The following is a 26647-nucleotide window of genomic DNA, read 5'->3' on the forward strand; positions in this document are numbered from 1 at the left end:
CGTGAGAAATCGCGGGCACGGCCTAGGCGTTCCTGCCCGCTCCCATGGGTTCGATGAACGACGGCCTCCGGCTTACAGGCGTGCACCGCCACGGCGGTGCTTGACCCGGGTCATCAGCGCCTTGCAATCCACCGTGAGGATCTCCGGGTGGTTGAAGATGTGCTGGCGCACGAAGGCATCGAAGGTTTCGTAGCTGTCGGTCAGGGTGTGGATATGCAGGCTTTTCAGGTCGCTCATGATGTACAGGCTGACCACTTCGCGGGTGGCCGAGAGCCGTTCGGCGACGGCCTCGATGGCGTAAGGGGCGACGGTCAGGTCGACGAAGGTGGAGATGCCCTTGCCGAGTTTTTCCGGGTTGACCACCGCCGTGAATTTCTCGATCACTCCGGTCTCCACCAGCGCCTGCACCCGGGTACGGGCGTGGGCGCGGGAGATGTTCAGCTGGCGGGCGATATCGGCGAAGGAGGTGCGTGAATCCTTGATCAGGATATTCAGCAGGGCGTTGTCGAGTTTGTTCATGGCTCGCTCTGTCGGTGGTTGAGCCGACAGAGATGCGGATTGTGTGCCAGCCGCCGCTTAGAGCAGCTTGCGGTACTGCTCGAAGCCCGAGCGTTCGCCGATGCGCTCGTAGAGCAGCTTGGCCTTGGCGTTGGTTTCGTGGGTAAGCCAGTGCACCCGTGAGCAGCCGGCTTGTGCGGCCTCGGCGTAGACGTGTTCGATCAGCTGGCGGCCGATGCCGTTGCCGCGCACGTCCTTGCCGATAAACAGGTCCTGCAGGTAGCAATAGTCGCCGGTGGTCCAGCAGGAGCGGTGGTAGATCCAGTGCACCAGGCCGATGGCCTCGCCGCCCCGCCAAGCCAGGGCAGCGAACATCGGTTCGGCGGGGTCGAGGAAGCGTTGCCAGGTCAGGTCGCTGGTGGCCGCATCGATTTCGGTCATGTAGAAGCGCTGGTAGCCCTGCCAGAGCGGCAGCCAGGCGGCGTGATCGGCAGCGCAGACGGGGCGGATTTCCACGGGAATGCGGACGGTCATGGGCGGCTCTCCTGAAAGTCGGTCGACCGCCATCCTGCGATGCCAGGACCTGCATCGCAAGCGACAGATCCTAGCGTCCGTTCAGGTAGGCCTTGCCATAGTGCCGCTCCAGGCGCGCCTGGATCAGCTCCAGGCCGATCGACAGCAGCCAGTAGATCACCGCCGCGGTGGTCAGCATCTCGATATAGCGGTACGACGAGCGGCCGTAGGACTGGGCCAGGAACATCACCTCCCAGACGCCCATCACCGAGATCAGCGATGAGTCCTTGAGCATCGAGATGAACTGGCTGGTGGTCGGCGGGATGATGGTGCGCATGGCCTGGGGCAGGGTCACCCGCCAGAAGATCACCACCGGCTTGAGGCCCAGGGCCAGGGACGCCTCGCGCTGGCCGGGCGGCACGCCGAGCAGGCCGGCGCGGAAGATCTCGCTCAGGTAGGCGCCGTAGTTCAGCGACAGGGCGATGATCCCGGCGGTGATTGCGCCGGGTACCAGGCCCAGCTGCGGCAGGCCCAGGTAGATCAGCAGGATCTGGATCAGCAGCGGCGTGCCGCGAAAGAACGAGGCGTAGAAGCTGGCGATGCCGAACGCCACGGCGCTCTTCGACAGGCGCGCCAGGGCGGTGACGAAGCCCAGCGCCAGGGACGCCCAGATCGAGCAGAAGCACAGCAACAGGGTCAGCGCCGCGCCCTGCAGAAAGCCGTTCGGTGCCAGGCTGGTGCCCAGCAGGTTGGGCAGCTTGTCGAGGATGATCGAGAACTTCAGCTCGAAGCTCAGGAAGAACGTCACGCACAGGGCGAACAGGGTCGCCCAGGTAAGGTACAGGCGAGTGCGAAAGCCGAACAGGCGCTGCAGCAACGACTCGCCCGCCAGGGGCGGCGGGCGAGGGGTTTCAGGTGGCGGCGTCATTGGCTGATATCGGAACCGATCCACTTCCTGGAGATGGCCGCCAGGGTACCGTCCTGGCGCAGCTCGGCGAACACGCGCTCGACCTTGGCGCGCCACTGGGGGTCGTCCTTCTCGATGGCCACGGCGTTCGGCTCGGCGTACAGCGCCTCGCCGGCCAGCTTGAAGCGCTTGTCCTGGTCGATCCGCGGCTGGGCGGTCACCAGGTTGGTGAGGATGGCGTCCAGGCGTACGCCGGCGCCCAGGGCCAGGTCATGGAAGGCCACGGTATCGTTGTCGTAGGGCGCGACCTGCACGGCGTCGAAGGGGTACTGCAGCGGCTTGTCTTCGGCGCCTTCGATGACCAGGTCCTTGTTCAGGTAACCCTCGTAGGAGGAGGCGCTGGTGACGCCGACCTTGAGGCCGGACAGGTCCTTGGCCGAGTGCATGCGCTCATCGCTGGCGTTGACCACGATCACCGCCGGGGAGGCGTAGTAGGTTACCGGGAAGTCGAACACCTGAGCGCGCGCCTGGCTGGGCGTCATCGAGCAGATGCAGATGTCGTAGCGGCCGTTCCAGCGGCCCGCGGCGATCACGTCCCAGGACGGCGTTTCCAGGCGCAGCTTGACGCCCAGCTTGTCGGCCACGGCCTTGGCGACATCGACGTCGAAGCCGTCGAGCTGGTTCTGCTCGTTGAGGAAGGAGAACGGCGGGTAGTTCTCCATCAGCACGTTGACCAGCTCGCCGTTCTTCTCGATACGCTCGAGGGTGGGGCCGGCCAGGGCCAGGTTGCAGACGGCGGCGAGGGTCAGGCCGAGGGCGGCGAGCAGGGTGGCTTTCACGGAAATCCTTGGGCGCGAAAAAGGTTGAGAGGGGCAATTGGATGTATTAAATAGTTATAAACATCGGCATCCAAATGAATTGAATGCATATAGATATGACTGGAGCTTATATGAGCGAGCGATCTCTGATTCTGCTGGACGGCGGTATGGGCCGGGAACTGCAGCGCCGCGGCGCGCCGTTTCGCCAGCCGGAATGGTCGGCCCTGGCCCTGACCGAGGCGCCGGAGCAGGTGGAAGCCGTGCACGCCGCCTATATCGCCAGCGGCAGCCAGGTGATCACCAGCAACAGCTACGCCCTGGTGCCCTTTCATATCGGTGAGCAGCGTTTCGCCGCCGAAGGCCGCGCCCTGGCCGAGCGTGCCGGCCAACTGGCCCGCAGTGCGGCGGACAAGGCCGGCAGTGGCGTTCGGGTCGCCGGCTCGTTGCCACCGCTGTTCGGCTCCTACCGCCCGGACCTGTTCCAGCCCGCGCGAGTGACCGAAGTGCTGACCCCGCTGCTCGGGGGCCTGGCGCCCTATGTCGACCTGTGGCTGGCGGAAACCCAGAGCGCCATCGCCGAAGCGCGGGCCATTCACGCCCAGCTGCCAAGGGACGGCAAGCCGTTCTGGCTGTCGTTCACCCTGCGCGACGAAGATGTCGACGAGGTGCCGCGTCTGCGTTCCGGCGAGCCGGTGGCCGAGGCAGCCCGCGCGGCCGCCGAGCTGGGTGTCGAGGTGCTGCTGTTCAACTGCAGCCAGCCGGAGGTGATCGGCGCGGCCATCGACGCGGCGCGTGACACCTTCGCCAGCCTGGGCGTGAATGTGGCCATCGGCGCCTACGCCAACGCCTTCCCGCCGCAACCGCAAGAAGCCACCGCCAACGATGGCCTCGACCCACTGCGCGAAGACCTCGACCCGCCGGGCTATCTGCGTTGGGTCGCCGACTGGCGCGCGCGAGGGGCCAGCCACCTGGGCGGTTGCTGCGGCATCGGCCCGGAGCATATCGCGGTTCTGGCACAGCGCCTCTGAACGTCGCTGTGCTTTGCGGGTCAGTCGTGGCGTCTATGGCTGATTGAGCCCGGCAGCCGCCGGGCCGGATTGCGAGCGTGTCCATGCAAGCGTTGCTGAATGAAATCCTCGACCAGGTTCGCCCGCTGATTGGTCAGGGCAAGGTCGCCAGCTACATCCCGGCGCTGGCCGAGTTCTCGGCGAACCAGCTGGGTATCGCCGTCTATGGTAACGACGGTGAGCTGTTCACCGCCGGCGATGCCCATACGCCGTTCTCGATCCAGAGCATTTCCAAGGTGTTCAGCCTGGTGCAGGCCATCCAGCATTCCGGCGAGAGCATCTGGGAGCGCCTGGGCCACGAGCCGTCGGGCCAGCCGTTCAATTCCCTGCTGCAGTTGGAGCTGGAAAACGGCCGGCCGCGCAACCCCTTCATCAATGCCGGCGCCCTGGTGATCAGCGACATCAACCAGTCGCGCTTCGCCGCCCCGGCGCTGTCGATGCGCGACTTCGTGCGGCGCCTGTCGGGCAACCCCCATGTGCTGATCGACCGGCATATCGCCGACTCCGAATACCAGCACCGCGCGCGCAACGCGGCCATGGCCTACCTGATGCAGTCGTTCGGCAACTTTCACAACGACGTCGAGATGGTGTTGCGCAATTACTTCAGCTACTGCGCCCTGAGCATGAGCTGCGTGGACCTGGTCAAGGCCTTCTGCTTCCTGGCCCGCGACGGTTTCTGCAAGCACAGCGGCGAGCAGATCCTCAGCGCGCGGCAGACCCAGCAGGTCAACTCGATCATGGCCACCAGCGGGCTGTACGACGAGGCCGGCAACTTCGCCTACCGCGTGGGCCTGCCGGGCAAGAGCGGCGTCGGTGGCGGCATCGTCGCCATCGTGCCGGGGCAGTACACGATTTGCGTGTGGTCGCCGGAGCTCAACAAGGCGGGCAACTCCCTGGCCGGCATGGCGGCCCTGGAAGTGCTCAGCGAGCGGATCGGCTGGTCGGTATTCTGAGGGAGCGGGATCGAAGCGCGGTTCGATCCCGGCAGGCGTGGGCTGCCCGAGCGGCAGCCGCGCGGTTACTCGGCGTCGCGTTGGGCTTTGCGCAGCATCTTAAGGTCCTGGTCGCTGCAGGTGCCGGCCACCGGGGCGGTCAGGTCATAGCATGGATGACGGAAACCCATCGGCCAGTAAATGATGCTGTACGGCGGCCAGAAGATCGATACGACGCGAAAACGCGTGCTCAGTTTGCCTTCGGAGATCGGCTGGCCGGTGGAGGTGTTGGTCAGACGGTACGGCACGCCACCGGCGCGGTTCCAGAAGAATGGGCGAATCTTGACCAGGCCCTGAGGGTGCTGCTCGGCACGCTCGTTGATGGCAACGGTGCTGTTTTCCGGCAGTTTGAAGAAGGCTTTGGTCGAGCAGCCGGTAATAGCCAGGGCGATCAGAAGGAATACGCTGGAGCGAAGCAAAGGCATGGGACATCCTTGTAAGTGAGTGTTAAAAACAGGCTGGCTTCCGTCAGCCGGGCGCGACTATACCGACTTTTCGCGCACTAGGGTCTGTTCTCGTTTCACGCACGGCCGCGCCGGAGCCAATTTTTACGCGAGGCAAGGCACGAGATGCCAAGGTTGGCGGGCCAGATGAGCCATGGAGTAACCCGCATCGCGCAAAAACTGGCCCGGCCCTTCGGGTGGGACGCCTAGGTTGCGCGGGAAACGGCCTCCGCTGTCGTTGCAGGACTTGGCAAGGGAGCGACTAACCGGAGGCCATTTCTCCCAGCAACGCGGCTCGCGCTGAAACGGGAACAGCCCCTCCCATGCCTTACTCCACGCGCTCGCCACACAGGTCGAGGCTGAACAGGCGCTCCACCTCGTCCTGCGCCAGGCCCGCCCCGAGCAGGGCGAACAGCTTGCCCAGGGCTGACTCGCGGGTCATGCCGCCCGCCGAGATCAGGCCCGCCGAGGCCAGCTGGCTCCCCGCCGCGTATACGCCGAACTCCACATGCCCGTGCGCGCACTGGCTGATCGCCGCCAGCACCACGCCGCGGGCATGGGCCGCGCGCAGCACGCCGAGCAGCTCGGCGTTGTCCGACGGCCCGGTGCCGCTGCCGTAGCATTCCAGCACCAGGCCCTGCACGCCGCTGTCCAGCAGGGCGCGCAGGTGGCTGGCGCGCAGGCCGGGCACCAGCGGCAGGCTGAGCAGGTTGACCGGCTGGCGCGACTGGCGGAAGTCGATGTGCGCGGGCACTTCGCCCAGGCGCTCGCCCTGGCGCAGGCGCGGCACCACCTGGAAGGCGTCGAGGGCCTCGCTGCTCAGCTTGCTGACCCGGGCGCCGTGCATCAGCGCGCCGTTGAAGTACAGGTGCACGCCCAGCGGCACGCCGTGGTGCAGGGCCTGCATGGCGCCGAACAGGTTGGGCCAGGCGTCGCTGTTCTCGGCACCCGCCGGCAGCATCGAGCCGGTCAGCACCACCGGCACCGGCAGGCCCAGCAATAGGAAGCTCAGGGCGGCGGCGCTGTACGCCAGGGTGTCGGTGCCGTGCAGCACCAGCACGCCGTCGCAGCCGTCCTGGGTGCCCTGGCGGATCGCCGCGACCATGGCCAGCCAGTTGGCCTGGCTCATGTTGGCACTGTCGATCGGTGGCAGCAGCTCGCGAAAGGTCCAGGCTGGCAAGCGCTCGGCCTGCCGGGCTTGCTGCGCACGCACGCGCGTCTCGAAACCGGATGCAGGAGCCAGACCGCTGGCGCTGGCCTGCATGCCGATGGTGCCACCGGTATAGAGCACGAGAATATGGGATGAAGTCATGGATCACCTGAGGGGTGGTCTTGGCGCGGGGCCGTCATCGAGATACTGCACCGTTGCGCACAGCTGATGCGGCCCGCTGATCAGGGGTAGAGCCATGGCGGGCATGGCTCTGTTTCGCGAGGGCTCAGCGCTGCTGAGTGTCCTGGGCAGCTGGCTGCGGCGGCAGGGCCGGCCAGGAGGTCTTGTCCAGTCTCAGGTCGGCGAACTTGGCAGGGTCGAAGACCGGGGTCTTCACGCCTGCCTTGATCTGCGCGTCGTAGTCGTTCATCAGGCGCAGGCCGGTCTTGAACAGCAGGGCCATGGCGATCAGGTTGACGATGGCCAGCAGGCCCATGGTCAGGTCGGCGAAACCGAAGACGGTGCCCAGATCCTGGGTCGAACCCCACATCACCAGCACGATCACCAGCACGCGGTAGAACTGCAGCATCGCGCGGCTCTTGCTGAAGAAGCCCAGGGCGTTTTCACCCAGGTAGTAGTTGTAGATCAGGGTGGTGAACACGAACAGGCTCAGTGCCACGCTGATGAACACGCGGCCCCACTCGCCGACAATGGCGGCCAGAGCACTCTGGGTGAGGATCACGCCGCCCACTTCGCTACCCGGCGAGTAGGTGCCCGACAGCAGGATGATCATGGCGGTGCAGGTGCAGATGATCAGGGTGTCGATGAACACGCTCAGCGACTGCACCACGCCCTGGGCGGCCGGGTGCGGCACTTCGGCCACGGCAGCCACGTTCGGGGCGCTGCCCAGGCCGGCTTCGTTGGAGAACAGGCCGCGCTTGACGCCCATGATGATCGCCGCACCGATGCCGCCGGCGAAGGCTGGCTCGAGGCCAAAGGCGCTGCGGACGATGAGCATGAAGGTTTCCGGCACCTGGCTGATGTTGCTGCCGATCACGAACAGGGCGATGGCGATGTAGGAACCGGCCATGACCGGAACCAGAACATCGGCGAACTTGGCGATGCGCTTGATGCCGCCAAAGATGATCAGGCCGATGATGCACACCAGCACGATACCGCTGACCCACACCGGGATACCGAAGGTGTCATGCATGGAGCTGGCGACGGTGAACGACTGCAGGGCATTGAAGCCGAAGCCGAAGGTGACCAGCAGCAGGATCGAGAAGACGATGGCCATCCAGCGCTGGCCAAGGCCATGCAGGATGTAGAAGGCCGGGCCGCCACGGTAGGTGCCGTCGCCTTCGTTCTGCTTGTACAGCTGCGCCAGGGAGCACTCGAAATAGCTGGTGGCCATGCCGACCAGCGCAACCAGCCACATCCAGAACACCGCGCCTGGGCCGCCCAGGGTAATGGCCACGGCCACACCGGCGATGTTACCGGCGCCAACCCGGCCGGCCACGCTGAGCATCAGTGCCTGGAACGAGCTGAGCTGACCCGGCTTGCGTTGCAACGCCTGGCCGAAGATCTGGAACATGCTGGTGAAATAACGGAATTGCACGAAGCGAGAACGGATGCTGAAGTAGAGCCCGAGGCCAACCAGCATGACGATCAGCACTTTGCTCCAGATAAGGTCGTTCAATAAATCGAGCATGACACTCTTCCTGTTGTTATTAGGGGTGTAGGTATGAACCGCGCGCTCGCCAGGCGCCCGGCATGGCGCTACCCGGGCGATGTTCATCGAGTAGACGGCGGACGCGGGTTTACTGGCCGCCATGGTTGGTCAAAGGCATCGGAGCGGCAATTTCGCGGGTCGATCCTATGTGACGCGACCTGATGCTACAATCACGTCACTCGCATCATCTGAGCCGCTCATGTCCAGTTACCTTGGGGAAAATCTCCGCCTGTTGTGCAGCCACTACCGTTCCATTGCGGAGGTGTGCCGCAAGGTGGGCATCAATCGCGCGCAGTTCAACAAGTACCTGTCTGGAGAGAGCCAGCCCACGGCCTACAACCTCAAGCGAATCGGCGATTTCTTCGGCGTCGAGGGCTATGAGCTGGGCTTGCCCGGCGACCAGTTCGCACGCTTGATCGGTGCACGCGGCGCGCAGATCGGCGCACCAGCCGAGCAGGACCCGTTACACGCAATGTTACAGCCGCTGCGTGAACAGTCCGGCGACCTGACCCGGTACTGCGGTTACTACTTCGAATACGCCAACTGCATGTCGGTGCCAGGCACCATCCTGCTGTCACTGGTGCATATGCGCGAGGAGGGCGGCGCCTTCCTGTTCGAGCGCCAGGAACGTCAGGTGCTCTCCACCGGCGGGCCGGCCGAGGAGTCGGCGCGCTGCCGCTACCTGGGCGCCGCGTTCCAGCTGCAGGATCGCCTGTTTCTCATCGATTACGAGTCGCTGACGGTCAACGAGATGAGCCAGACCATCCTGATCCCCAGCTTCAAGAGTCGTATCACCCGCCTCAACGGCCTGAAGACCGGCGTGTCCAGCGGTGACCGCCGTACGCCGGCCTGCACCCGGGTGGTCTGGGAGTTTCTCGGGACCGAGATCAACCGCATCAGCACCTACCGCCAGGTGATGCTCTACCAGCCGGACGATCCGCGCATCGACGAGGACATCCGCCAGCGCCTGGCCCAGGCGCCGGTTCGTGAGGGGTTGTTCGAGGTGGAGTGAGTGGGGGCTGGCGAAGTGCCGAGCGGCTGTTTCGTGGCGGGAGCGGCCGGTCGGGCGCTTTGCCTTTTTGATGCTCCTCATGCCACAAAATTAGCAGGCGACACCAATCGCCCCTTCAGGAGGCCGAGCGGAATCGTTGTGGAAAGGGCCGGGCGGGTAGCCTTGAGCGACATGGATGTCGCGAGAGGCTAGGCGCCCCCACCGGATGGGCCAAGGATGGCCCTTCGTGGGAAGCCGCCTAGGCCCGGCCCTCGGAACAATGATGAAGCGAGGGTACCCCAGCGAAGCTGGGGCCGGATGTCGGGGCTGGACCTTTTGGTTTCTTTTGGCGGGGCCGGCCATCCGGGCGATGCCAAAAGAAACCCGCTCGTCAGAGCGGAACCGAACGGACGAACAACGCGATAACTCTGGCAAACCACAGCTCACGTAAAGGATGCGGAGCGACCAGGCCTAGAAACCTCGCGGCTAAAGCCGCTCCCACAAGGTTGCTGAAAGCCAGCTTCTGCCTTTATCTGTAAAGGCATGGCCGTACTGCCGCTATCAGCACAGCTCCGGGTGTTTGCTGCAGGTGCCGTAGCCTTCGGCCTTCATCTGCTCCAGCGCCTGTTGCAGGCGGTCGACCACTTCGTCCGGCGTTTCCAGGTTGAGCGCCAGGTACATGTCCGAGCGGTCGACGATCAGCACCGTGCGCAGCCCGCTTACGCCGGCCTGGTTGGCGTGATAACGCCATACCGGGTCGGTGGTGGCCCACAGGTCGATCTTGCCGCCGGTGAGTTTGGCGATGTTTTCCTGGTCACGCAGGGCGTTGCTCGGTTGCAGACCCGCCCGCTCCAGGGCCTGGCTGACCGCGCCGTCCTTGTAGCTACCGATGCGGTACTGGCGCGCCTGATCGAGGCTCGCCAGGTTGGTGATCTTCGGGTCGGCTGCCACCAGCACGCCCTCTACCTTGGCGATCGGGCCGACCCACTTGAACAGTGGCCGGCGCGCCTCGCTCATGGACGTGGAGAACAGGCCGTAGTTGGCATGGGCCAGGGTATCGTCGTACACGCGGCTCCATGGGAAGCGCAGGGTCATGGTGTAGGCAATGCCGGCGCGCTTGAACATCTCGCGCACGATGGTGGTGCTGACGCCATGGATATTGGCGTCGCGGGCGAAATTCTTGTTCTGCTCGGCCATGTTGAAGGGCGGGAAGTTTTCGGTCTGCAGCACCACCTTGTAGTCAGGCGGCAACTCGGCCTGGGCAGGCAGGACGAATAGGCTGGAAACGGCAAGCAGGCCGGCAAACCATGCGGCGTTGACACTCATTGGAACGACTCCTTGTTAGGCCGCTGCCCTTTTAGCGTGCCGCCGCGTAAACGGCAATGAGTCGTGATGAGCAGAGCCCCAGACTGTGAACCGGTCTGGGGCTTTTGATCGATGCCGGGCGCCGGCCGTTGCGGCGGCGCGTCGCCGTCAACACAGCTCCGGGTGCTTGTTGCAGGTACCGTAGCCCTCGGTCTTCATCTGGTCCAGCGCCTGTTGCAGGCGCGAGACGACTTCGTCCGGCGTATCGAGGTTGAGCGCCAGGTAGAGGTCGGCGCGGTCGAAGGTCAGTACGTTGCGCAGGCCGGTGACGCCCGCCTGGCGAGCCTGGTAGCGCCACACCGGGTCGGTGGTGCCCCACAGGTCGATCTTGCCACCGGTGAGCTTGGCGATGTTCTCCTGGTCGCGCAGGGTGTTGTTCGGCTGCAGCCCGGCCTTTTCCAGGGCCTGGGCAGCGGCGCTGTCCTTGTAGCTGCCGATGCGGTACTGGCGCGCCTGCTCCAGGCTCGTCAGGTTGGGAATGGCGGAGCCAGGCGCGGCCAGCAGCACCCGCTCGACCTTGGCGATCGGGCCGACCCACTTGAACAGCGGGCGCCGCGCCTCGTTCATCGAGGTGGAGAACAGGCCATGGTTGGCATTGGTCAGGGTGGCATCGTAGACCCGGCTCCAGGGGAAGCGCAGGGTCAGGGTGTAGTCGATGCCGGCGCGCTTGAACATCTCGCGCACTATGGTGGTGCTGACGCCCTGAATGTTGGCGTCACGGGCGAAGTTCTTGTCGTTGTCGGCCATGTTGAACGGCGGAAAGTTTTCCGTTTGTAACACGACCTGGTAGCCAGACGGCAATTCGGCCTGGGCGGGGAGTGCGACAGCGCCTGATAGGGACAGCAAGCACAGCAGCCATGCAGTTTTGACGGTCATGGGGCGACTTCTCTTTATAAGGACTGTTGCCCTTTTAGCCTGCGCGCAGGCAAACGGCAATCGGTCCTTGAATAAAGCGAAGCCCCGCAGCGCTGAGCGGTACGGGGCTTCGGGTCGAGCGGTGCTTAACGCTGCTGCTCGACCGCCTCTCTGACCGGCGGGGTCAGGGGCTTGAGCTGGTGCGGGGCGATCATGTTTTCCGGGCGCAGGATCTCGGCCAGGGTGCTGTCGTCGAGCAGCTGCTCTTCACGTACCAGCTCCAGTACGCCGCGGCCGCTGACCAGAGCGTCCTTGGCGATACGGGTGGAGTTCTCGTAGCCGATATAGGGGTTGAGCGCGGTGATCAGGCCGATGGAGTTTTCCATCAGCGCGCGGCAGTGGGCTTCGTTGGCGGTGATGCCGTTGATGCAATGCTCGCGCAGCATGTCCATGGCGCGCTGCAGCAGGCGGATCGAGTCGAAGATCTTGTAGGCGATCAGCGGCTCCATCACGTTGAGCTGCAGCTGGCCGCCTTCGGCTGCCATGGTCAGCGCCAGGTCGTTGCCGATGATCTCGAAGGCTACCTGGTTGACCGCTTCCGGGATCACCGGGTTGACCTTGCCGGGCATGATCGAGCTGCCCGGCTGGCGCGCCGGCAGGTTGATCTCGTTGATGCCGGTGCGCGGGCCGCTGGACAGCAGACGCAGGTCGTTGCAGATCTTCGACAGCTTGACCGCGGTGCGCTTGAGCATGCCGGAGAACAGCACGAAGGCGCCCATGTCGGAAGTCGCTTCGATCAGGTCGGCGGCCGGTACCAGCGGCTGGCCGCTGATCAGGGCCAGGCGTTGTACGGCCAGGTGCTGGTAGCCGGGGTCGGCGTTGATGCCGGTGCCGATGGCGGTGCCGCCCAGGTTCACTTCGGTCAGCAGTTCCGGTGCCAGGCTGCGCAGGCGCGCCAGGTCTTCACCGAGGGTGGTGGCGAAGGCGCGGAATTCCTGGCCGAGGGTCATCGGTACGGCGTCCTGCAGCTGGGTGCGGCCCATCTTCAGTACGTGGGCGAATTCTTCGCCCTTGGCCGCGAACGACTGGATCAGGCTGTCGAGGCTGGCCAGCAGGGTGTCGTGGCCGAGCAGCAGCCCCAGGCGGATGGCGGTCGGGTAGGCGTCGTTGGTCGACTGCGCCATGTTCACGTCGTTGTTCGGGTGCAGGTGCTTGTATTCACCCTTGGCATGGCCCATGGCTTCCAGGGCGATGTTGGCGATCACCTCGTTGGCGTTCATGTTGGTCGAGGTGCCGGCACCGCCCTGAATCATGTCCACCACGAACTGCTCGTGGAAATCGCCGCGGATGATGCGCGCACAGGCTTCGCTGATCGCCGCGTGTTTTTCAGCGGGCAGGTGGCCCAGCTCACGGTTGGCGTCGGCGGCGGCCTGCTTGACCATCGCCAGGGCCACCACCAGTTTCGGGTAGTGGGCCAATGGCACGCCGGACAGGCGGAAGTTGTTCAGCGCACGCAGGGTCTGAATGCCGTAATAGGCTTCTGCCGGGACTTCGAGGGTGCCGAGCAGGTCTTTTTCGACGCGGAACGATGCAGCAGCGGACATGATGTCTAGATTCTCGTAAAGGCGCGGAAGATGCCGCGATGGGCCAAAGAATAAGGCTTGAGCGCTGGTGGCGGCCAATGCTGTTGTTTGCTGACCTATGCATAATCGGCATAATGTGGCTGTGACCTTTTTGGGTCTGTTGACGTTTCAGCACGACCCTTCAGGTTGCACGGGAAATCTCGCCATGCGTTGGAGGACTTGAAGAGGGAGCACCATTTCCTGCGTCCTCCGCCTCGCCTGGCGAGATTTCTCGCAGCAACGCGGCTTGCGCTGAAACGTCAACAGACCCTAATGCACCAAACGTGTGCGCAGGCCTGCAGGAGTGGAGAGCGCCGATGAACCTGGAAACCAAATGGCTGGAAGACTTCGTTACCCTGGCCGCCACCCGCAGCTTTTCGGCCGCGGCGCAAAAGCGCTTCGTGACCCAGCCGGCGTTCAGCCGCCGCATTCAGAGTCTGGAGGCGGTGCTTGGCCTGACCTTGGTCAACCGCTCGCGCACACCAATCGAGCTGACCGAGTCCGGCCAGCTGTTCCTGCTCACCGCGCGCAGCATGGTCGAGCAGCTGGGGGAGGTGGTGCGCCACCTGCATCATCTCGAGGGGCAGCAGGGCGAGGCCCTGCAGATTGCTGCCGCCCACTCCCTGGTATTCGGCTTCTTCCCGCAATGGATCGCCCGCCTGCGCCGAGACGGCCTGCCGCTGACCACCCGGCTGGTGGCGACCAACGTCGGTGAGGCGGTGCACTCGCTGCGCGAAGGCACCTGCGACCTGATCCTCGCCTACCACGATCAGGACGCCGCCGTGCAGCTGGCCCCCGATCTGTTCCCGTCACTGCCCTTGGGCGTCAGCGAGATGCTGCCGGTCTGCGCCGTGGATGAGCAGGGCACGCCGCTCTTCGACCTGGACGCCGGTCAGAGCGTACCGCTGCTGGCCTACAGCGCCGGCACCTACCTGGGCCGCTCGGTGAACCTGCTGCTGCGCCAGCGCGCCCTGCGTTCCACCACCGTACATGAAACGGCCATGGCCGACAGCCTCAAGGCCATGGCCCTGCAAGGCCTGGGCGTGGCCTGGGTGCCGCGGCTGTCGATGAACGCCGAGCTGGCGCGGGGCGAGCTGGTGGTGTGCGGCAAGGAGCACTGGCATATCCCGCTGGAAATCCGCCTGTACCGCTGGAGCATGTCGCGCAAGGCGGCGGTGCGCCTGTTGTGGCGCAAGCTGGAAGGAGGGGTGGGGCGGTAGAGCAGCTTCAAGCTGCAAGCCACAAGCCTCAAGTAAGAGCAAAAGCTTGATCGCGATCTTGAGGCGCACGCCATGCTAGCTTGCAGCTTGCAGCTTGCAGCTTGCAGCTTGCAGCTTGCAGCTTGCAGCTTAAAGCCCGTACTTCTTCACCTTGTCGAACAGCGTGGTCTTGGCCATGCCAAGAGCCTGGGCGGCCTGGCTGAGATTGCCGGCGTGCTGTTCGAGGGCGTCGACCAGCAGGTTGCGTTCGAAGGCTTCCACGGCTTCGGCAAAGGTGGCGGGGTTGCCTTCGTTGGCGCCGCTCTTCTTGAAGGCCGGCAGGCCGAGGGCGAAGCGTTCGGCGACATTGCGCAGTTCGCGCACGTTGCCAGGCCAGTCATGGGCCAGCAGGGCGGCCAGGGTATGGCGGTCCAGTTCGGGCGCGGCGCGGTCGAAGCGCAGGGCCGAGAGCTGCAGGAAGTGCTCGAACAGCAGGGCGATATCCTCGCGGCGCTCGCGCAGTGGCGGCAGCTCCAGGGTCACCACGTTGAGGCGATAGTAGAGGTCGCTGCGAAACTGGCCGTTCCTGCCGGCCTCGTCGAGGTCGGCCTTGGTGGCGGCGATCACCCGGCAATCGACGGCGATCGGCTGGTTCGAGCCCAGGCGCTCCAGGCTGTGTTCCTGCAGCACGCGCAATAGCTTGATCTGCAGGTTGAGCGGCATGCTTTCGATCTCGTCTAGAAACAGGCTGCCGCCATTGGCGTGCTCGATCTTGCCGATGCGCCGTTTGCCAGCGCCGGTAAAGGCATGGGCCTCATGGCCGAAGATCTCGCTCTCGAACAGGTTTTCCGGCAGGCCGCCGCAGTTCAGCGCCACGAAGGCCTTGCTCTGCCGGCGGCTGAAGTCGTGCAGGCAGCGGGCGACCAGCTCCTTGCCAGTGCCGGTCTCGCCTTCGATCAGCACGTTGGCGGAGGTGTCGGCGACGTTGGCGATCAGCTCGCGCAGTTGCTGCATGGCCGGCGAGCGGCCGATCAGACGGTGCTCCAAGGCCTGCTTGCCAGCCAGTTGGCGGCGCAGCGACGACACCTCGCGGGCCAGGCTACGTTGCTCCAGGGCGCGGCGGGCGACGTCCACCAGGCGCTCCGGGGAAAAGGGTTTCTCCATGAAGTCGTAGGCGCCGTCGCGCATGGCGCCTACCGCCATGCCGATGTCACCGTGACCGGTGATCAGCACCACCGGCAGGCTGGGATCGCGGCGCTTGAGCTCGCCGAGCAGTTGCAGGCCATCCATGCCGGGCAGGCGGATATCGCTGATGACGATGCCGGCGAAATCCGCATCGATGCGCCGCAGGGCGTCTTCGGCGCTGCCCACGCCTTCGCAGGGGATGTCCTCCAGTGCCAGGGCCTGCTGGCAGCCGAGCAGCACGTGGGGGTCGTCCTCGACGATCAGCACGGTGAGGTCATCATTCATCGGGTGTCTCCATGACAACGGCAACCTGGGGCAGGTTGAGTTCGAAAGCGGTGCCGCCCTGGGGCGGATGGTCGGCGCTGAGGCTGCCGCCGGCGGCTGCGGCGAGGCTGGCCGATAGCGTCAGGCCGAGCCCCAGGCCCTGCTCGCCGGGCTTGGTGGTGAAGAAGGGTTCGAACAGGTGGGTACGGTCTTCGGGAGCGATGCCGGGGCCGTTGTCCTGCACGCGCAGGCGGTAGCGCTCGCCCTCGGCGCTGCCCTGCAGCCACAGGTGGCGATCGGCCTGGGTGCTCATCGCGTCGGCGGCATTGGCGATCAGGTTGACCAGGATCTGCTCCAGGCGGGTCTGGTTGATCGCCAGCCGGGCGTCCTCGAACTGGTGATGGATGTTCAGCGGCGTGCGCTCCAGACGCGGCTGCACCACCTGCAGGGCGGCGTCCACGGCCTTGCTCAGGCTGGCTTCGCCACCGTCGTTGGAGCGGCGGGCGAAGGCGCGCAGGCTGCCGGTGATCTTGCCCATGCGGTCGACCAGTTCGTTGATGGTCTGCAGGTTGGTGGTGGCCACGTCGTAGGCACCGCGGGACAGGAAGCGCACGGTGTTGCCGGACAGCGTGCGCAGCGCCGCCAGCGGCTGGTTGAGTTCGTGGGCGATGCTGGTGGACATCTGCCCGATGACCGCCAACTTGCCGGCCTGCACCAGTTCGTCCTGGGCCAGGCGCAGGGTCTCCTCGGCCTGGCGGCGCTCGCGAATCTGCGCCTTGAGGCGGTCGTTGCTGGCGCGCAGGTCGGCGGTGCGCTCGGTGATCTTGCGCTCCAGCTCGCTGTTGGCCAGCTGCAGGGCCTCACGAGCGGCCAGGCGGGTGGCAATCACCTTGCGCCGCTCGTTCCAGGCGATCAGCAGAAAGGCCAGCAGGGCGAAGCCGGCGGCGGCCAGCATGCCGTGGCTGACCGCTTCGCGGCGCAGGTCCTGCAGTGGGCTGAGCAGGGTCAGGTGCCAGGGTGTGTCTTCCAGGGGGCGGCTCTGGGCGAGGTAGTGGGTGACCTCGCTGGCATCCTGCGCATTGTGACCGGCGAAGCTGACCTGCTCGACCCCGGTGTCCAGCGCCTGGCGCGCCAGGGGGATCAACTCGTCGAGCGACGACCAGTGATACTGCAGGCTGCGCGCCAGGCGCTCCTTGGTTTCGGCCACCAGCGGACGTACCGCCTTGAGACGCCGCGCCGGATCGCTGGAAAGAATGATGATGCCGTTTTCGTCGCTGACGTAGGCCTCGAGGCGCGCCCGTTGCCAGCGCTGCTCGAGCGGGTCGAGGCGTACCTTGACCACCGCCACGCCGATGATCCGGCCGTTGGCCTTGAGACCGTGAGACAGGTAGTAGCCGGGCTCGCCGGTGGTGCTGCCGATCCCGTAGAAGCGGCCCTGCTCGCCTTCCAGGGCGTCCTGGAAATAGGCGCGGAACGAGAGATCCTCGCCCAGGTAGCTGTCGGCCTGGCGCCAGTTGCTGGTGGCCAGCACGCGGCCGTCGGTGTCCATCACGTAGATGGCCAGGCTGCCGCTGCGCTGGTTGAGGCCTTCAAGGTAGTCGTTGACGCGCTGGCGCCGGTAGGCGTCGGGGGTCAGCAGCAGACGGCTGACGTTGGATTCGAGCTCCAGCAAGCTGGGCAGGTAGGTGTACTTGTTGATCTCGCTTTCCACCGCCCGGGCATTGAGCTCGAGCTGGCGCTCACCGCTTTCGACCAGACTGCGGATGCCCGATTTTTCGCTCAGGTAGTAGCCGGCGTAGCCGCAGGCGGCCACCAGTGCCAGCATCAGCAGGGTCAGCGACAGGTGGCGGACGTAGCGCGGTTTGGCGGCCAAGGCGGGCGGCACCCGAGGTGGACTGATGGACGCGCATTGCATCACAGTCACCGTGACCGAACCAGCCCGCGCAGGGGCGCGGGTGGCGGCTCACCGCCGCGGGTGCGGCAGTGCCGTGGGGGGCGGCTCATGACACGGGACTCAGGGTTCCACCACCAGGCCGACGCCGCGCCCACGCGGGTCGGAGGCGGTTTCCAGACGGCGCCCGTCGACGCGGATGGCCTGGATGTCTCCCATGTTCCAGCCCTGATCCTCGAGCACGTAGCCCATGGCTTTCAACTCGTCGGCGACCTTGCCGGTGAGCGGTGCGTGGGCGTCGTAGTAGAGGGTGTCCTTGGGCAGTAGCTGGTGATGGACGCGCTGGGCGGCCACGGCCTTTTCCAGGGGCAGCTTGAAGTCGTAGACGTTGTTGAGCACCTGGAAGATCGAGGTGAAGATCCGCGAGCCGCCGGGCGTGCCCAGCACCAGGCTGACCTTGCCGTCGCGGGTGACGATGCTCGGGCTCATCGACGACAGCATGCGCTTGCCCGGCTCGATGGCGTTGGCATCGCTGCCCACCACACCGAAGGCGTTGGCGACGCCGGGCTTGGCACTGAAGTCGTCCATCTCGTCGTTGAGCAGGAAGCCGGCGCCTTCGACCACCACGCCGCTGCCGAAGTCCCAGTTCAGGGTGTAGGTGTTGCTGACCGCGTTGCCGTCGGCATCGACGATGGAGAAGTGCGTGGTCTGGTGCGGTTCCAGGCCTGGGCGCACCTGCTCGGTCGGCGAGATGGCGGTCGGATTGACCTCGGCGGCGCGGCGCTTGAGGTACGCGGCGTCGATCAGCTTGGCGACCGGCACCTGGGAGAAGTCCGGGTCGCCCAGGTAGTCGGCGCGGTCGGCGAACACGCGCTTCTCGATCTCGGCCAGCAGGTGGATATAGCGCGCCGAGTTCAGCTCGACGCCCTTGAAGTCGGCGGCGCGCTGCTCCTTGATGCCGATCAGCTGGGCCAGGGCGATGCCGCCGGAGCTGGGCAGGGGCGCGGTATACAGGCTGTTGCCCTGCCAGTCGACGCGCATCGGCTCACGCCATTTGACCCGGTAGTCGGCCAGATCCTGTTTGCTGATCAACCCGCCATCACGCTGCATCTGGGCGACCAGCAGATCGGCGGTCTGGCCCTTGTAGAATTCGTCCGGGCCATTGGCGGCGATGCGCTCCAGGGTCTCTGCCATCAGCGGCTGCTTGAACACCTCGCCCGGGCGCATGCTGCCGAAGTGCGCGGTGAAGTTGGTCTTGCCGTTGAACAGGCCGATGGCGTCCTCGCGGTACTGGAACTGCTGGTCGGCGACCTTGAAGCCGCTGTTGGCATAGCCGATGGCGGGTGTCAGCAGCTCGCTCCACGACAGCTTGCCGAAGCGCTTGTGGGCTTCCCACAGGCCCAGCACCGTGCCGGGTACGCCGGCTGCCTTGGCGCCAACCAGGCTGAGGTTCTCGATCACCTCACCCTTTTCGTCCAGGTACATGGTCTTGGTCGCGGCCTTTGGCGCGGTTTCCCGGTAGTCGAGGAAGTAGGGCTTGCCGTCCATGAACAGGGTCATGAAGCCGCCGCCGCCGATGTTGCCGGCCTCGGGGTAGGTGATGGCCAGGGTAAAGGCGGTGGCGACGGCGGCGTCCACCGCGTTGCCGCCCTTCTTGAGTACGTCGGCGGCCACCTTGGCGGCGTACCCGTCAGGAGCGGCGACCGCAGCGCCGTCGAGAGGGGCCGCCAGCAGCGCATGGCTGCTGGCGGCGATGGCAACGCTGAGGGTCAGGGTCTTGAAGTGCAGTAGGCGCATGATGGGTCTCGATCATTGTTGTACTTGTCGAGTCTAGGCCCATCATCGCTGCGATGGTGGGCCTGGTGCATCAATGCTGGAGGATCTTGGCGAGGAACTGCTGGGCGCGGTCGGAGCGGGCGCTGATATCGCCGAAGAACTCTTCCTTGGGGCAGTCTTCGACGATCTTGCCGGCGTCCATGAAGATCACCCGGTCGGCGACCTTGCGGGCGAAGCCCATCTCGTGGGTCACGCACATCATGGTCATGCCTTCGTGGGCCAGCTGCACCATCACGTCGAGCACTTCGTTGACCATTTCCGGGTCCAGCGCCGAGGTCGGTTCGTCGAACAGCATGACGATCGGGTCCATGGCCAGGGCGCGGGCAATCGCCACCCGCTGCTGCTGGCCGCCGGAGAGCTGGCCCGGGTGCTTGTGGGCGTGCTCCGAGAGGCCGACGCGGTCGAGCAGCTGCAGGCCTTTGTTGGTGGCCTCTTCCTTGCTGCGGCCCAGCACCTTGATCTGCGCGATGGTCAGGTTTTCGGTGATGGTCAGGTGCGGGAACAGCTCGAAGTGCTGGAACACCATGCCGACGCGCGAGCGCAGCTTGGGCAGGTTGGTCTTCTTGTCGGCAATCGAGGTGCCATCGACCACGATGTCGCCCTTCTGGAAGGGCTCCAGGGCGTTGACGCACTTGATCAGGGTCGACTTGCCCGAGCCGGACGGCCCGCAGACCACGACCACTTCGCCTTTCTTGACGTCCGTGGTGCAGTCGGTCAGCACCTGGAAGTCCCCATACCACTTGTTGACGTTCTTGATGGAAATCATACGGCTAACCTTTTTTGCAGGAGCTTGACCAGCTGCGAGGCCGCGAAGCTGATGGTGAAGTAGACCAGGCCGGCGAAGATCAGGAATTCATGGGGCTGACCCAGAATGTCGCCGCGCGAGCGGGCAGCATTGAGGAAGTCCATCAGGCCGACGGTGTAGACCAGCGAGGTGTCCTGGAACAGGATGATGCTCTGCTGCAGCAGCAGCGGGGTCATCTTGCGAAATGCCTGGGGCAGGATGATCAGGCGCATGGTCTGGCCGTAGCTCATGCCCAGTGCCTGGGCAGCGCCCATCTGGCCCTTGGGTATGGACTGGATGCCGGCACGGACGATTTCGCAGAAGTACGCCGCCTCGAACATGATGAAGGCCACCAGGCAGGACGCGAACGCGCCCACGGGGGTGTCCTCGCCGGTGATCCAGCGCAGGATGAACGGCACCGCGAAGTAGAACCAGGTGATCACCAGCAGCAGCGGGATCGAGCGGAAGTAGTTGACGTAGGTGGCTGCCACCTTGGACAACAGCACGTTGCTCGACAGGCGCATCAGCGCCAGCAGGGTGCCGAGAATCACACCACCGATGACGCCCATGACCATAAGTTGCAGGGTCATGGCCATGCCTTCCCAGAGGCCTGGCAGAGCGGGGATGATCTGACTGAAGTCCATCATTTACCTCCCACGGAGATCAGGCCCGGCACGGCGACCTTACGCTCGACCATGCGCATGATCATCATCAGGCTCATGTTCAGGGTGAAGTAGATCAGCGTCGCCAGGGTGAAGGCTTCGAACAGGTTGGCGCTGAATTCGGCGGTCTGCTTGGTCTGCGCGAGCAGCTCCATGAGGCCGATCAGCGAGGCCACCGAGGAGTTCTTGAAGATGTTCAGGAACTCACTGGTTAATGGCGGAATGATGATCCGGTAGGCCTGGGGCAGCAGCACGTTGCGGTAGATCTGCGGCAGGCGAAAGCCCATGGCGTAGGCCGCGGCAGTCTGGCCCTTGGGCAGTGCCTGAATGCCGGTGCGCACCTGCTCGCATACCCGTGCGGCAGTGAACAAGCCGAGGCAGACCACGACCGACAGATAGGCCGAGGTAGCCGGGTTGAGGTCCTGCTTGAACCATAACTCCAGCGGTTCGGGCAGCAGGTCCGGCACCAGGAAGTACCAGAGGAACAGCTGCACCAGCAGCGGCACGTTTCGGAAGATCTCCACGTAGGCGGTGGCGATCCCGGAGATCAGGCGGTTCGGCACGGTGCGCATCACACCGAGCAGCGAGCCGAGCGACAGGGCGATCAACCAGCCGACCAGGGCGATGGCGATGGTCCAGCCCAGGCCGGTGATGAACCACTCCAGGTAGATTTCATCGCCAATGCCGGTGGACTTGAAGAATATGCCCCAGTCCCAGTTGTAGTTCATTCGGGTTTCCCCTCAGGTGAGTTGACGTGGCGAAGCCAGGTGGCGGGCAACAGTCCCCCGCATCCGCGTGAGCGAACGGTGTTCGGCTTCGTCAGGAAATGGATGGAGCGGCCGGCGGCCCCTCCGGATCCCCGCTACGCCCCCTTCTCGTGAAAGGGGCGCGGCATCACACCGTCAGATCTGCTCGGCAGACTTGTCGGTGGGATTGGCGATCAGCTTCTTCAGCTCTTCGCTCATGGGGAAGTTGAGGTTCAGGCCTTTTGGCGGAACAGGCTGCTGGAACCACTTGTTGTAGAGGTCGTTGATCTCGCCCGATGCGAAGGTGTCGGCAATGGCCTTGTCGACCACCTTCTTGAAGCCTTCGTCGCCCTTGCGAACCATGCAGCCGTAGATTTCGAAGGACTGCGGGGTGCCGACCACGTGCCAGTCGTCCGGCTGCTTGGCCTTGGCCATTTCGCCGGCCAGCAGGGCGTCATCCATCATGAAGGCCACTGCGCGGTTGGACTCGAGCATCAGGAAGGATTCGCCGTGATCCTTGGCGGAAATCACGTTCATGCCCATCTTCTTCTCGGCGTTCATGGCCTTGAGCAGGCGCTCGGACGTGGTGCCGGCGGTGGTCACCACGTTCTTGCCCCTGAGGTCCTCGAAGTCGTTCACGCCGCTGCTTTTCTTGGTCAGCAGGCGGGTGCCCACTTCGAAGATGCCGACGGAGAAGTCGACCTGGCGCTGGCGCTCGACGTTGTTGGTGGTGGAGCCGCACTCCAGGTCCACGGTGCCGTTCTGTACCAGCGGGATGCGGGTCTGGGAGGTCACCAGGTTGTAGCGCACCTTCAGGTCAGGCAGCTCCAGTTCCTTTTTCAGCTCTTCGACGACCTTCAGTTGCAGGTCATGGGAGTAGCCAACCGGCTGCTTGGAAGTGTCGCCGTAGTAGGAGAAGGGGATGGACGAGTCGCGGTGGCCCAGGGTGATGGTGCCCGAGTCCTTGATCTTCTTCAGGGTGCCGGTCAGTTCGGCAGCGAAAACCGGGCTGGACATCAGGGTGGCGGCAACGGCTACAGCCAGTACGCGGGGGACGAGACGCATGAGGAATCCTCGGTGTTGTTGTTATTGAGGACGTACTTCTAGGTACGTGCCTGCTGATGGAAGGGCTATCGCTTTTCCTGTCCTGTAGGGGAGCAGGATGTGTGCCAGGCCTCGATAGCTCCGTTTCCATTGCGCAACTGCATGAATATTAAGGCTATTTACTTTCAGTTCTGGCGCTGGGAAAAGGCGTGATGGTCGGATGTTCGGTTTTTCGACCGTCCGGCGTTCGGATTTCCGAACGAAAGAAGGGCGGCCTGGATGGCCGCCCGGGGAGTCGCTGCTTAGCGATTACGCAGAAAGGCGTTGATGAAGTCGCCCTGGTTGGCGGCGTCACGCTCGGTGGTGAACTGGATGCGATTGTCCTGTTCGCGAATCTTCATTTCCTTGCCGAAGCTGCACTCGACGCTGTTCAGCTTGGCAGCCTGCTCCTTGAATGCCGGCGAGCTGCTGCACAGGCTGTTCATCTGGTTGACCACCTCGCCGCAGTAGCCGGACACGCTCAGTTCCTTGAGCAGTTGGTCATCCATGGCCTGCCAGTCGATGTCGGTCTTCAGGGTGGTGCCGCAGCTGGTCGAGGCCTCGGCGTCCATCTGTTGCAGGCGCTCGACGTGGTACTGCTGACGCTTCTCGCGGTCGAAACGGGCGAGCTTCTCCTGCACGCCGTCCTTGTGCTGCTTTTCATAGAGGGCGAGCAGTTCGGCCGGCTTGACCGCCTTGCTGGCCTTGTCGTCGAAGCTCAGGTACAGCGGGTCGCGGTTGTTCGGCAGGTACAGCTGATAGGACTCGCCGCCCCATTCCTGGCGCTGGCCGAGCAGCACGTAGCTGCTGCCATCGAGGGTGGTGGCGTAGTCGCTTTCGTCCTGGCTGCGCGGCTCGACCTTGGTCAGCAGCACCACTTCATCCAGCGGATGGTTGATACCGCTGATCTGCACCAGGGCCTGTTTCTCGTCGCTGCTGGGGGCGACCACGACGCTGATGCCCTTGTCAGCGGCGAACGCCTTGGGATATTTCGCCAGTTCCAGGGCGCTGGCGTTGAAGGTCAGGAAGGTTGAGGCGATAAGCAGCGACAGCCGTGTCATGGCAGGATCCCTTGGTGGTTGATGGGTGCGAGTCTAACGGCGTCTGACAGCGGGCACTGTGCGCCCGTTCCCGCTGGCAAACGCTCTGCTCAGAACTGCATCACCACCCGGCCTTCGATCTGCCCGGCGCGCATCTGCTCGAGCACGCCGTTGACGTTGTCCAGCCGGTCACGGTGGATGGTCGCCTTGACCAGGCCTTCGCCGGCGAAGTCCAGGGCCTCCTGCAGATCCGCGCGGGTGCCGACGATGGACCCGGTGATGCTTATGGCCTTGAGCACCACGTCGAAGATCGGTGTCGGGAAGTCGCCCGGTGGCAGGCCGACCAGGGCCACGGTGCCGCCGCGCCGGGCCATGCCGATGGCCTGGCCAAAGGCGCTGTTCGATACCGCGGTGACCAGCACGCCATGGGCGCCGCCGATGTCGCGCTGAATGACCTCGGCCGGGTTTTCATGGCGGGCATTGATGGTCAGGCTGGCGCCGAGCTTTCTGGCCAGCGTCAGCTTGGCATCGTCCACGTCGATGGCCGCCACGTGCAGGCCCATGGCGCGGGCGTACTGCACGGCCACGTGACCCAGGCCGCCGATGCCGGAAATCGCCACCCACTGGCCGGGGCGGGCGCCGGTCACTTTCAGGCCTTTGTAGACGGTGACGCCGGCGCAGAGGATCGGCGCGATCTCGGCGAACTCGACGCGCTTGGGCAGGATACCCACGTAATCGGGGTCGGCCAGCACGTACTCGGCGTAGCTGCCGTTGACCGAGTAACCGGTGTTCTGCTGCTCGGCGCACAGGGTTTCCCAGCCGGTCAGGCAGTGTTCGCAGCAACCGCAGGCGGTGTACAGCCAGGGCACGCCGACCCGGTCGTCTTCGCGCACACGGGTGACGCCGGCGCCTACCGCGGCGACGTAGCCAACGCCCTCATGGCCGGGAATGAACGGCAGGCTGGGCTTTACCGGCCAGTCGCCGTCGGCGGCGTGCAGGTCGGTGTGGCAAACGCCCGCTGCCTCGATCTTCACCAGTATCTGCCCGGGGCCAGGCAGGGGCACTTTCACCTCTTCGAGCCGCAGGGGCTCGCCGAAGGCATGGACGACGGCGGCTTTCATGGTCTTCTGCATGGCGCGATCCTCCTCGATAGGAACCCCAGTATGGAAGGCCCGGCGGGGCGGACATTGCTCCAGGACAAATTCCGGTGCCCATGGCGGCACCGGCCGACAGGCGGTCAGTTATCGATTTGTGCGCGACTGCAGTATAATTACCGGTTTACGCAAACCACGCCTCCCGCGTGGTTTGTTGTTTCTGCCGCGGCGCCAAGCGCCCGATCAATCGACATGGCGCCCTGCGCCCGAGACGTAGAGAGGCACGACGATGAGCGCACTGGTTGGCGTGATCATGGGTTCCAAATCCGACTGGAGCACCCTGAGCCATACCGTCGAGATGCTCGACAAGCTGGGCATTCCCAACGAGGTGAAGGTGGTGTCCGCCCACCGCACGCCGGATCTGCTGTTCCAGTACGCCGAACAAGCCGAGGGCCGTGGCATCCAGGTCATCATCGCCGGTGCCGGTGGCGCCGCCCACCTGCCGGGCATGTGTGCTGCCAAGACCCACCTGCCGGTGCTTGGCGTGCCGGTGCAGTCGTCCATGCTCTCGGGCGTCGACTCGCTGCTGTCCATCGTGCAGATGCCGGCCGGTATCCCGGTCGCCACCCTAGCCATCGGCAAGGCCGGCGCCATCAACGCTGCGCTGCTGGCGGCGAGCATCCTGGGTCACCAGCACCCGCAGTTCCACGCGGCGCTCAAGCAGTTCCGCGACGAGCAGACCAACGCCGTGCTGGAAAACCCGGACCCGAGGGCGCAGTGATGAAGATCGGCGTGATCGGTGGCGGCCAGCTCGGTCGCATGTTGGCCCTGGCGGGTACTCCGCTGGGCATGAGTTTCGCGTTTCTCGACCCGGCGCCGGATGCCTGTGCGCAAGCCCTGGGCGAGCATATCCGCGCTGATTACGGTGACCAGGATCACCTGCGCCAGCTGGCCGATGAAGTCGATCTGGTAACCTTCGAGTTCGAGAGCGTGCCGGCGGAAACCGTCGCCTTCCTGTCGCAGTTCGTGCCGGTCTATCCGAACGCCGAGTCGCTGCGCATCGCCCGGGATCGCTGGTTCGAGAAGTCGATGTTCAAGGACCTCGGCATTCCCACGCCGGCGTTCGCCGATATCCAGTCCCAGGCCGACCTGGATGCGGCGGTGGCCAGCATCGGCCTGCCGGCGGTGATGAAGACCCGCACCCTGGGCTATGACGGCAAGGGCCAGAAGGTGCTGCGCAAGCCCGAAGACGTCACCGGCGCCTTTGCCGAGCTGGGCAGCGTACCCTGCATCCTCGAAGGCTTCGTGCCCTTTACCGGGGAAGTATCGCTGGTCGCCGTGCGTGGCCGTGATGGCGAAACGCGCTTCTACCCGCTGGTGCACAACACCCACGACAGCGGCATTCTCAGCCTGTCGATCGCCAGCACCGCGCACCCACTGCAGGCACTGGCCGAAGATTACGTCGGCCGTGTGCTGGAGCAACTCGATTACGTCGGTGTATTGGCCTTCGAGTTCTTCGAGGTCGACGGTGGCCTGAAGGCCAACGAGATCGCGCCGCGGGTGCACAACTCCGGGCACTGGACCATCGAAGGCGCCGAGTGCAGCCAGTTCGAGAACCACCTGCGTGCCGTCGCCGGCCTGCCGCTGGGCTCGACCGCCAAGGTCGGCGAGAGCGCCATGCTCAACTTCATCGGCAGCGTACCGGCTGTGGATAAGGTCACCGCCATCGACGAATGCCACCTGCATCACTACGGCAAGGCCTTCAAGGCCGGTCGCAAGGTCGGCCACGCCACCCTGCGCTGCGCGGACCGGGCGACCCTGGACAGCCGCATCGCCCAGGTGCAGGCGCTGATTCCAGGCTAGATAGGCGCGGGCGAGGCAGGTTGAACCTCTGCGCCGTCGCTCTCGTC

General features: G+C 64.9%; 25 protein-coding genes. 6 read left to right on the forward strand and 19 right to left on the reverse strand.

Annotated features, from left to right (window positions below):
* Window positions 1-72: 72 nt before the first annotated feature.
* The 4 genes from SA190iCDA_RS02995 to SA190iCDA_RS03010 all read right to left on the reverse strand — a co-directional run bounded on the left by SA190iCDA_RS02995 (window position 73) and on the right by SA190iCDA_RS03010 (window position 2757).
* Entirely contained in the window at window positions 73-519 is a 447-nt protein-coding gene (locus SA190iCDA_RS02995) for an Lrp/AsnC family transcriptional regulator (RefSeq protein ID WP_070884921.1), read from the reverse strand.
* Window positions 520-576: 57 nt separating this feature from the next.
* A complete protein-coding gene (locus SA190iCDA_RS03000) occupies window positions 577-1032 on the reverse strand; it encodes a GNAT family N-acetyltransferase (protein WP_236100986.1) in 456 nt (151 codons plus the stop codon).
* 70 nt (window positions 1033-1102) lie between these two features.
* The gene (locus SA190iCDA_RS03005) at window positions 1103-1939 is read right to left on the reverse strand and encodes an amino acid ABC transporter permease (protein ID WP_070884922.1); all 837 of its coding nucleotides are present in this window, start codon (window positions 1937-1939) and stop codon (window positions 1103-1105) included.
* Complete coding sequence (locus SA190iCDA_RS03010) at window positions 1936-2757, reverse strand: ABC transporter substrate-binding protein (protein WP_070884923.1); 822 nt, start codon at window positions 2755-2757, stop codon at window positions 1936-1938. Before SA190iCDA_RS03010 ends, SA190iCDA_RS03005 begins: the two co-directional genes overlap by 4 nt.
* 110 nt (window positions 2758-2867) lie before the next feature.
* On the opposite strand from SA190iCDA_RS03010, the gene SA190iCDA_RS03015 reads away from it, so the two are divergent.
* Together SA190iCDA_RS03015 and glsB are read left to right on the forward strand one after the other, a co-directional pair.
* Entirely contained in the window at window positions 2868-3764 is an 897-nt protein-coding gene (locus tag SA190iCDA_RS03015; protein WP_070884924.1) for a homocysteine S-methyltransferase family protein, read from the forward strand.
* An 83-nt stretch (window positions 3765-3847) separates the two neighbouring features.
* Window positions 3848-4756, forward strand: a complete 909-nt coding sequence (gene glsB / locus SA190iCDA_RS03020; protein WP_070884925.1) for a glutaminase B — start codon at window positions 3848-3850, stop codon at window positions 4754-4756.
* A 65-nt stretch (window positions 4757-4821) separates the two neighbouring features.
* Here glsB and SA190iCDA_RS03025 read toward each other — a convergent pair whose 3' ends face one another.
* The 3 genes from SA190iCDA_RS03025 to SA190iCDA_RS03035 form a co-directional block, all read right to left on the reverse strand.
* Entirely contained in the window at window positions 4822-5220 is a 399-nt protein-coding gene (locus SA190iCDA_RS03025; protein ID WP_070884926.1) for a hypothetical protein, read from the reverse strand.
* Window positions 5221-5566: 346 nt separating this feature from the next.
* Window positions 5567-6550: an asparaginase gene (locus SA190iCDA_RS03030; RefSeq protein ID WP_070884927.1), complete on the reverse strand. Its 984-nt coding sequence runs from the start codon at window positions 6548-6550 to the stop codon at window positions 5567-5569.
* A gap of 124 nt (window positions 6551-6674) precedes the next feature.
* Complete coding sequence (locus SA190iCDA_RS03035; RefSeq protein ID WP_070884928.1) at window positions 6675-8099, reverse strand: alanine/glycine:cation symporter family protein; 1425 nt, start codon at window positions 8097-8099, stop codon at window positions 6675-6677.
* Between the two features lie 220 nt (window positions 8100-8319).
* Between SA190iCDA_RS03035 and SA190iCDA_RS03040 the strand changes: the two genes are divergently transcribed.
* The gene (locus SA190iCDA_RS03040; protein ID WP_070884929.1) at window positions 8320-9132 is read left to right on the forward strand and encodes a helix-turn-helix domain-containing protein; all 813 of its coding nucleotides are present in this window, start codon (window positions 8320-8322) and stop codon (window positions 9130-9132) included.
* Window positions 9133-9672: 540 nt separating this feature from the next.
* Here SA190iCDA_RS03040 and SA190iCDA_RS03045 read toward each other — a convergent pair.
* From SA190iCDA_RS03045 to aspA, 3 genes are all read right to left on the reverse strand, one after another.
* A complete protein-coding gene (locus SA190iCDA_RS03045; RefSeq protein WP_083329739.1) occupies window positions 9673-10437 on the reverse strand; it encodes a substrate-binding periplasmic protein in 765 nt (254 codons plus the stop codon).
* 147 nt (window positions 10438-10584) lie between these two features.
* The gene (locus SA190iCDA_RS03050; protein ID WP_070884930.1) at window positions 10585-11352 is read right to left on the reverse strand and encodes a substrate-binding periplasmic protein; all 768 of its coding nucleotides are present in this window, start codon (window positions 11350-11352) and stop codon (window positions 10585-10587) included.
* A gap of 125 nt (window positions 11353-11477) precedes the next feature.
* Window positions 11478-12935: an aspartate ammonia-lyase gene (gene aspA, locus SA190iCDA_RS03055; protein ID WP_070884931.1), complete on the reverse strand. Its 1458-nt coding sequence runs from the start codon at window positions 12933-12935 to the stop codon at window positions 11478-11480.
* Window positions 12936-13270: 335 nt separating this feature from the next.
* Between aspA and SA190iCDA_RS03060 the strand changes: the two genes are divergently transcribed.
* Window positions 13271-14173, forward strand: coding sequence for a LysR substrate-binding domain-containing protein (locus SA190iCDA_RS03060; RefSeq protein ID WP_070884932.1), 903 nt, complete (start codon window positions 13271-13273; stop codon window positions 14171-14173).
* Window positions 14174-14302: 129 nt separating this feature from the next.
* On the opposite strand, the gene SA190iCDA_RS03065 is transcribed toward SA190iCDA_RS03060, so the two are convergent.
* From SA190iCDA_RS03065 to adhP, 9 genes are all read right to left on the reverse strand, one after another.
* On the reverse strand, window positions 14303-15574 hold the full coding sequence (locus tag SA190iCDA_RS03065) for a sigma-54-dependent transcriptional regulator (RefSeq protein WP_236101218.1): 1272 nt from the start codon (window positions 15572-15574) through the stop codon (window positions 14303-14305).
* A gap of 40 nt (window positions 15575-15614) precedes the next feature.
* On the reverse strand, window positions 15615-17516 hold the full coding sequence (locus tag SA190iCDA_RS03070; RefSeq protein WP_070884934.1) for a sensor histidine kinase: 1902 nt from the start codon (window positions 17514-17516) through the stop codon (window positions 15615-15617).
* Between the two features lie 99 nt (window positions 17517-17615).
* Entirely contained in the window at window positions 17616-19289 is a 1674-nt protein-coding gene (gene ggt, locus SA190iCDA_RS03075) for a gamma-glutamyltransferase (RefSeq protein WP_070884935.1), read from the reverse strand.
* A gap of 70 nt (window positions 19290-19359) precedes the next feature.
* On the reverse strand, window positions 19360-20094 hold the full coding sequence (locus SA190iCDA_RS03080) for an amino acid ABC transporter ATP-binding protein (RefSeq protein WP_070884936.1): 735 nt from the start codon (window positions 20092-20094) through the stop codon (window positions 19360-19362).
* Window positions 20091-20759, reverse strand: coding sequence for an amino acid ABC transporter permease (locus SA190iCDA_RS03085; protein WP_170833923.1), 669 nt, complete (start codon window positions 20757-20759; stop codon window positions 20091-20093). Before SA190iCDA_RS03085 ends, SA190iCDA_RS03080 begins: the two co-directional genes overlap by 4 nt.
* Window positions 20756-21502 carry an amino acid ABC transporter permease gene (locus SA190iCDA_RS03090; protein ID WP_070884938.1) on the reverse strand — a complete coding sequence of 249 codons (747 nt, stop codon included), beginning with the start codon at window positions 21500-21502 and terminating at the stop codon, window positions 20756-20758. Before SA190iCDA_RS03090 ends, SA190iCDA_RS03085 begins: the two co-directional genes overlap by 4 nt.
* Before the next feature lie 174 nt (window positions 21503-21676).
* A complete protein-coding gene (locus SA190iCDA_RS03095) occupies window positions 21677-22585 on the reverse strand; it encodes a glutamate/aspartate ABC transporter substrate-binding protein (RefSeq protein ID WP_070884939.1) in 909 nt (302 codons plus the stop codon).
* A gap of 281 nt (window positions 22586-22866) precedes the next feature.
* Window positions 22867-23664, reverse strand: a complete 798-nt coding sequence (locus SA190iCDA_RS03100) for a hypothetical protein (RefSeq protein ID WP_070884940.1) — start codon at window positions 23662-23664, stop codon at window positions 22867-22869.
* A gap of 89 nt (window positions 23665-23753) precedes the next feature.
* On the reverse strand, window positions 23754-24776 hold the full coding sequence (gene adhP / locus SA190iCDA_RS03105; RefSeq protein ID WP_070884941.1) for an alcohol dehydrogenase AdhP: 1023 nt from the start codon (window positions 24774-24776) through the stop codon (window positions 23754-23756).
* A 250-nt stretch (window positions 24777-25026) separates the two neighbouring features.
* Between adhP and purE the strand changes: the two genes are divergently transcribed.
* Together purE and SA190iCDA_RS03115 are read left to right on the forward strand one after the other, a co-directional pair.
* The gene (gene purE, locus SA190iCDA_RS03110; protein WP_070884942.1) at window positions 25027-25518 is read left to right on the forward strand and encodes a 5-(carboxyamino)imidazole ribonucleotide mutase; all 492 of its coding nucleotides are present in this window, start codon (window positions 25027-25029) and stop codon (window positions 25516-25518) included.
* Window positions 25518-26600 (forward strand): 5-(carboxyamino)imidazole ribonucleotide synthase, encoded by a 1083-nt coding sequence (locus tag SA190iCDA_RS03115; protein WP_070884943.1) that lies wholly within the window; start codon window positions 25518-25520, stop codon window positions 26598-26600. Before purE ends, SA190iCDA_RS03115 begins: the two co-directional genes overlap by 1 nt.
* The last annotated feature ends 47 nt before the right edge of the window (window positions 26601-26647 follow it).

It is taken from the genome of Pseudomonas argentinensis, from assembly GCF_001839655.2.
In the GTDB taxonomy this organism is placed as follows: domain Bacteria; phylum Pseudomonadota; class Gammaproteobacteria; order Pseudomonadales; family Pseudomonadaceae; genus Aquipseudomonas; species Aquipseudomonas argentinensis_B.

Excerpts from the sequence above, each read along its gene's own strand:
- SA190iCDA_RS03100 (WP_070884940.1), bottom strand. The coding sequence starts at position 23,664 with ATGACACGGCTGTCGCTGCTTATCGCCTCAACCTTCCTGACCTTCAAC.
- SA190iCDA_RS03045 (WP_083329739.1), bottom strand. The coding sequence starts at position 10,437 with ATGAGTGTCAACGCCGCATGGTTTGCCGGCCTGCTTGCCGTTTCCAGC.
- purE (WP_070884942.1), top strand. The coding sequence starts at position 25,027 with ATGAGCGCACTGGTTGGCGTGATCATGGGTTCCAAATCCGACTGGAGC.
- SA190iCDA_RS03030 (WP_070884927.1), bottom strand. The coding sequence starts at position 6,550 with ATGACTTCATCCCATATTCTCGTGCTCTATACCGGTGGCACCATCGGC.
- SA190iCDA_RS03005 (WP_070884922.1), bottom strand. The coding sequence starts at position 1,939 with ATGACGCCGCCACCTGAAACCCCTCGCCCGCCGCCCCTGGCGGGCGAG.
- glsB (WP_070884925.1), top strand. The coding sequence starts at position 3,848 with ATGCAAGCGTTGCTGAATGAAATCCTCGACCAGGTTCGCCCGCTGATT.
- SA190iCDA_RS03115 (WP_070884943.1), top strand. The coding sequence starts at position 25,518 with ATGAAGATCGGCGTGATCGGTGGCGGCCAGCTCGGTCGCATGTTGGCC.
- SA190iCDA_RS03025 (WP_070884926.1), bottom strand. The coding sequence starts at position 5,220 with ATGCCTTTGCTTCGCTCCAGCGTATTCCTTCTGATCGCCCTGGCTATT.
- SA190iCDA_RS03040 (WP_070884929.1), top strand. The coding sequence starts at position 8,320 with ATGTCCAGTTACCTTGGGGAAAATCTCCGCCTGTTGTGCAGCCACTAC.
- SA190iCDA_RS03085 (WP_170833923.1), bottom strand. The coding sequence starts at position 20,759 with ATGATGGACTTCAGTCAGATCATCCCCGCTCTGCCAGGCCTCTGGGAA.
- SA190iCDA_RS03080 (WP_070884936.1), bottom strand. The coding sequence starts at position 20,094 with ATGATTTCCATCAAGAACGTCAACAAGTGGTATGGGGACTTCCAGGTG.
- SA190iCDA_RS03000 (WP_236100986.1), bottom strand. The coding sequence starts at position 1,032 with ATGACCGTCCGCATTCCCGTGGAAATCCGCCCCGTCTGCGCTGCCGAT.
- aspA (WP_070884931.1), bottom strand. The coding sequence starts at position 12,935 with ATGTCCGCTGCTGCATCGTTCCGCGTCGAAAAAGACCTGCTCGGCACC.
- SA190iCDA_RS03035 (WP_070884928.1), bottom strand. The coding sequence starts at position 8,099 with ATGCTCGATTTATTGAACGACCTTATCTGGAGCAAAGTGCTGATCGTC.
- SA190iCDA_RS03060 (WP_070884932.1), top strand. The coding sequence starts at position 13,271 with ATGAACCTGGAAACCAAATGGCTGGAAGACTTCGTTACCCTGGCCGCC.
- ggt (WP_070884935.1), bottom strand. The coding sequence starts at position 19,289 with ATGCGCCTACTGCACTTCAAGACCCTGACCCTCAGCGTTGCCATCGCC.
- SA190iCDA_RS03070 (WP_070884934.1), bottom strand. The coding sequence starts at position 17,516 with ATGCAATGCGCGTCCATCAGTCCACCTCGGGTGCCGCCCGCCTTGGCC.
- SA190iCDA_RS03090 (WP_070884938.1), bottom strand. The coding sequence starts at position 21,502 with ATGAACTACAACTGGGACTGGGGCATATTCTTCAAGTCCACCGGCATT.
- SA190iCDA_RS02995 (WP_070884921.1), bottom strand. The coding sequence starts at position 519 with ATGAACAAACTCGACAACGCCCTGCTGAATATCCTGATCAAGGATTCA.
- adhP (WP_070884941.1), bottom strand. The coding sequence starts at position 24,776 with ATGCAGAAGACCATGAAAGCCGCCGTCGTCCATGCCTTCGGCGAGCCC.
- SA190iCDA_RS03015 (WP_070884924.1), top strand. The coding sequence starts at position 2,868 with ATGAGCGAGCGATCTCTGATTCTGCTGGACGGCGGTATGGGCCGGGAA.
- SA190iCDA_RS03095 (WP_070884939.1), bottom strand. The coding sequence starts at position 22,585 with ATGCGTCTCGTCCCCCGCGTACTGGCTGTAGCCGTTGCCGCCACCCTG.
- SA190iCDA_RS03050 (WP_070884930.1), bottom strand. The coding sequence starts at position 11,352 with ATGACCGTCAAAACTGCATGGCTGCTGTGCTTGCTGTCCCTATCAGGC.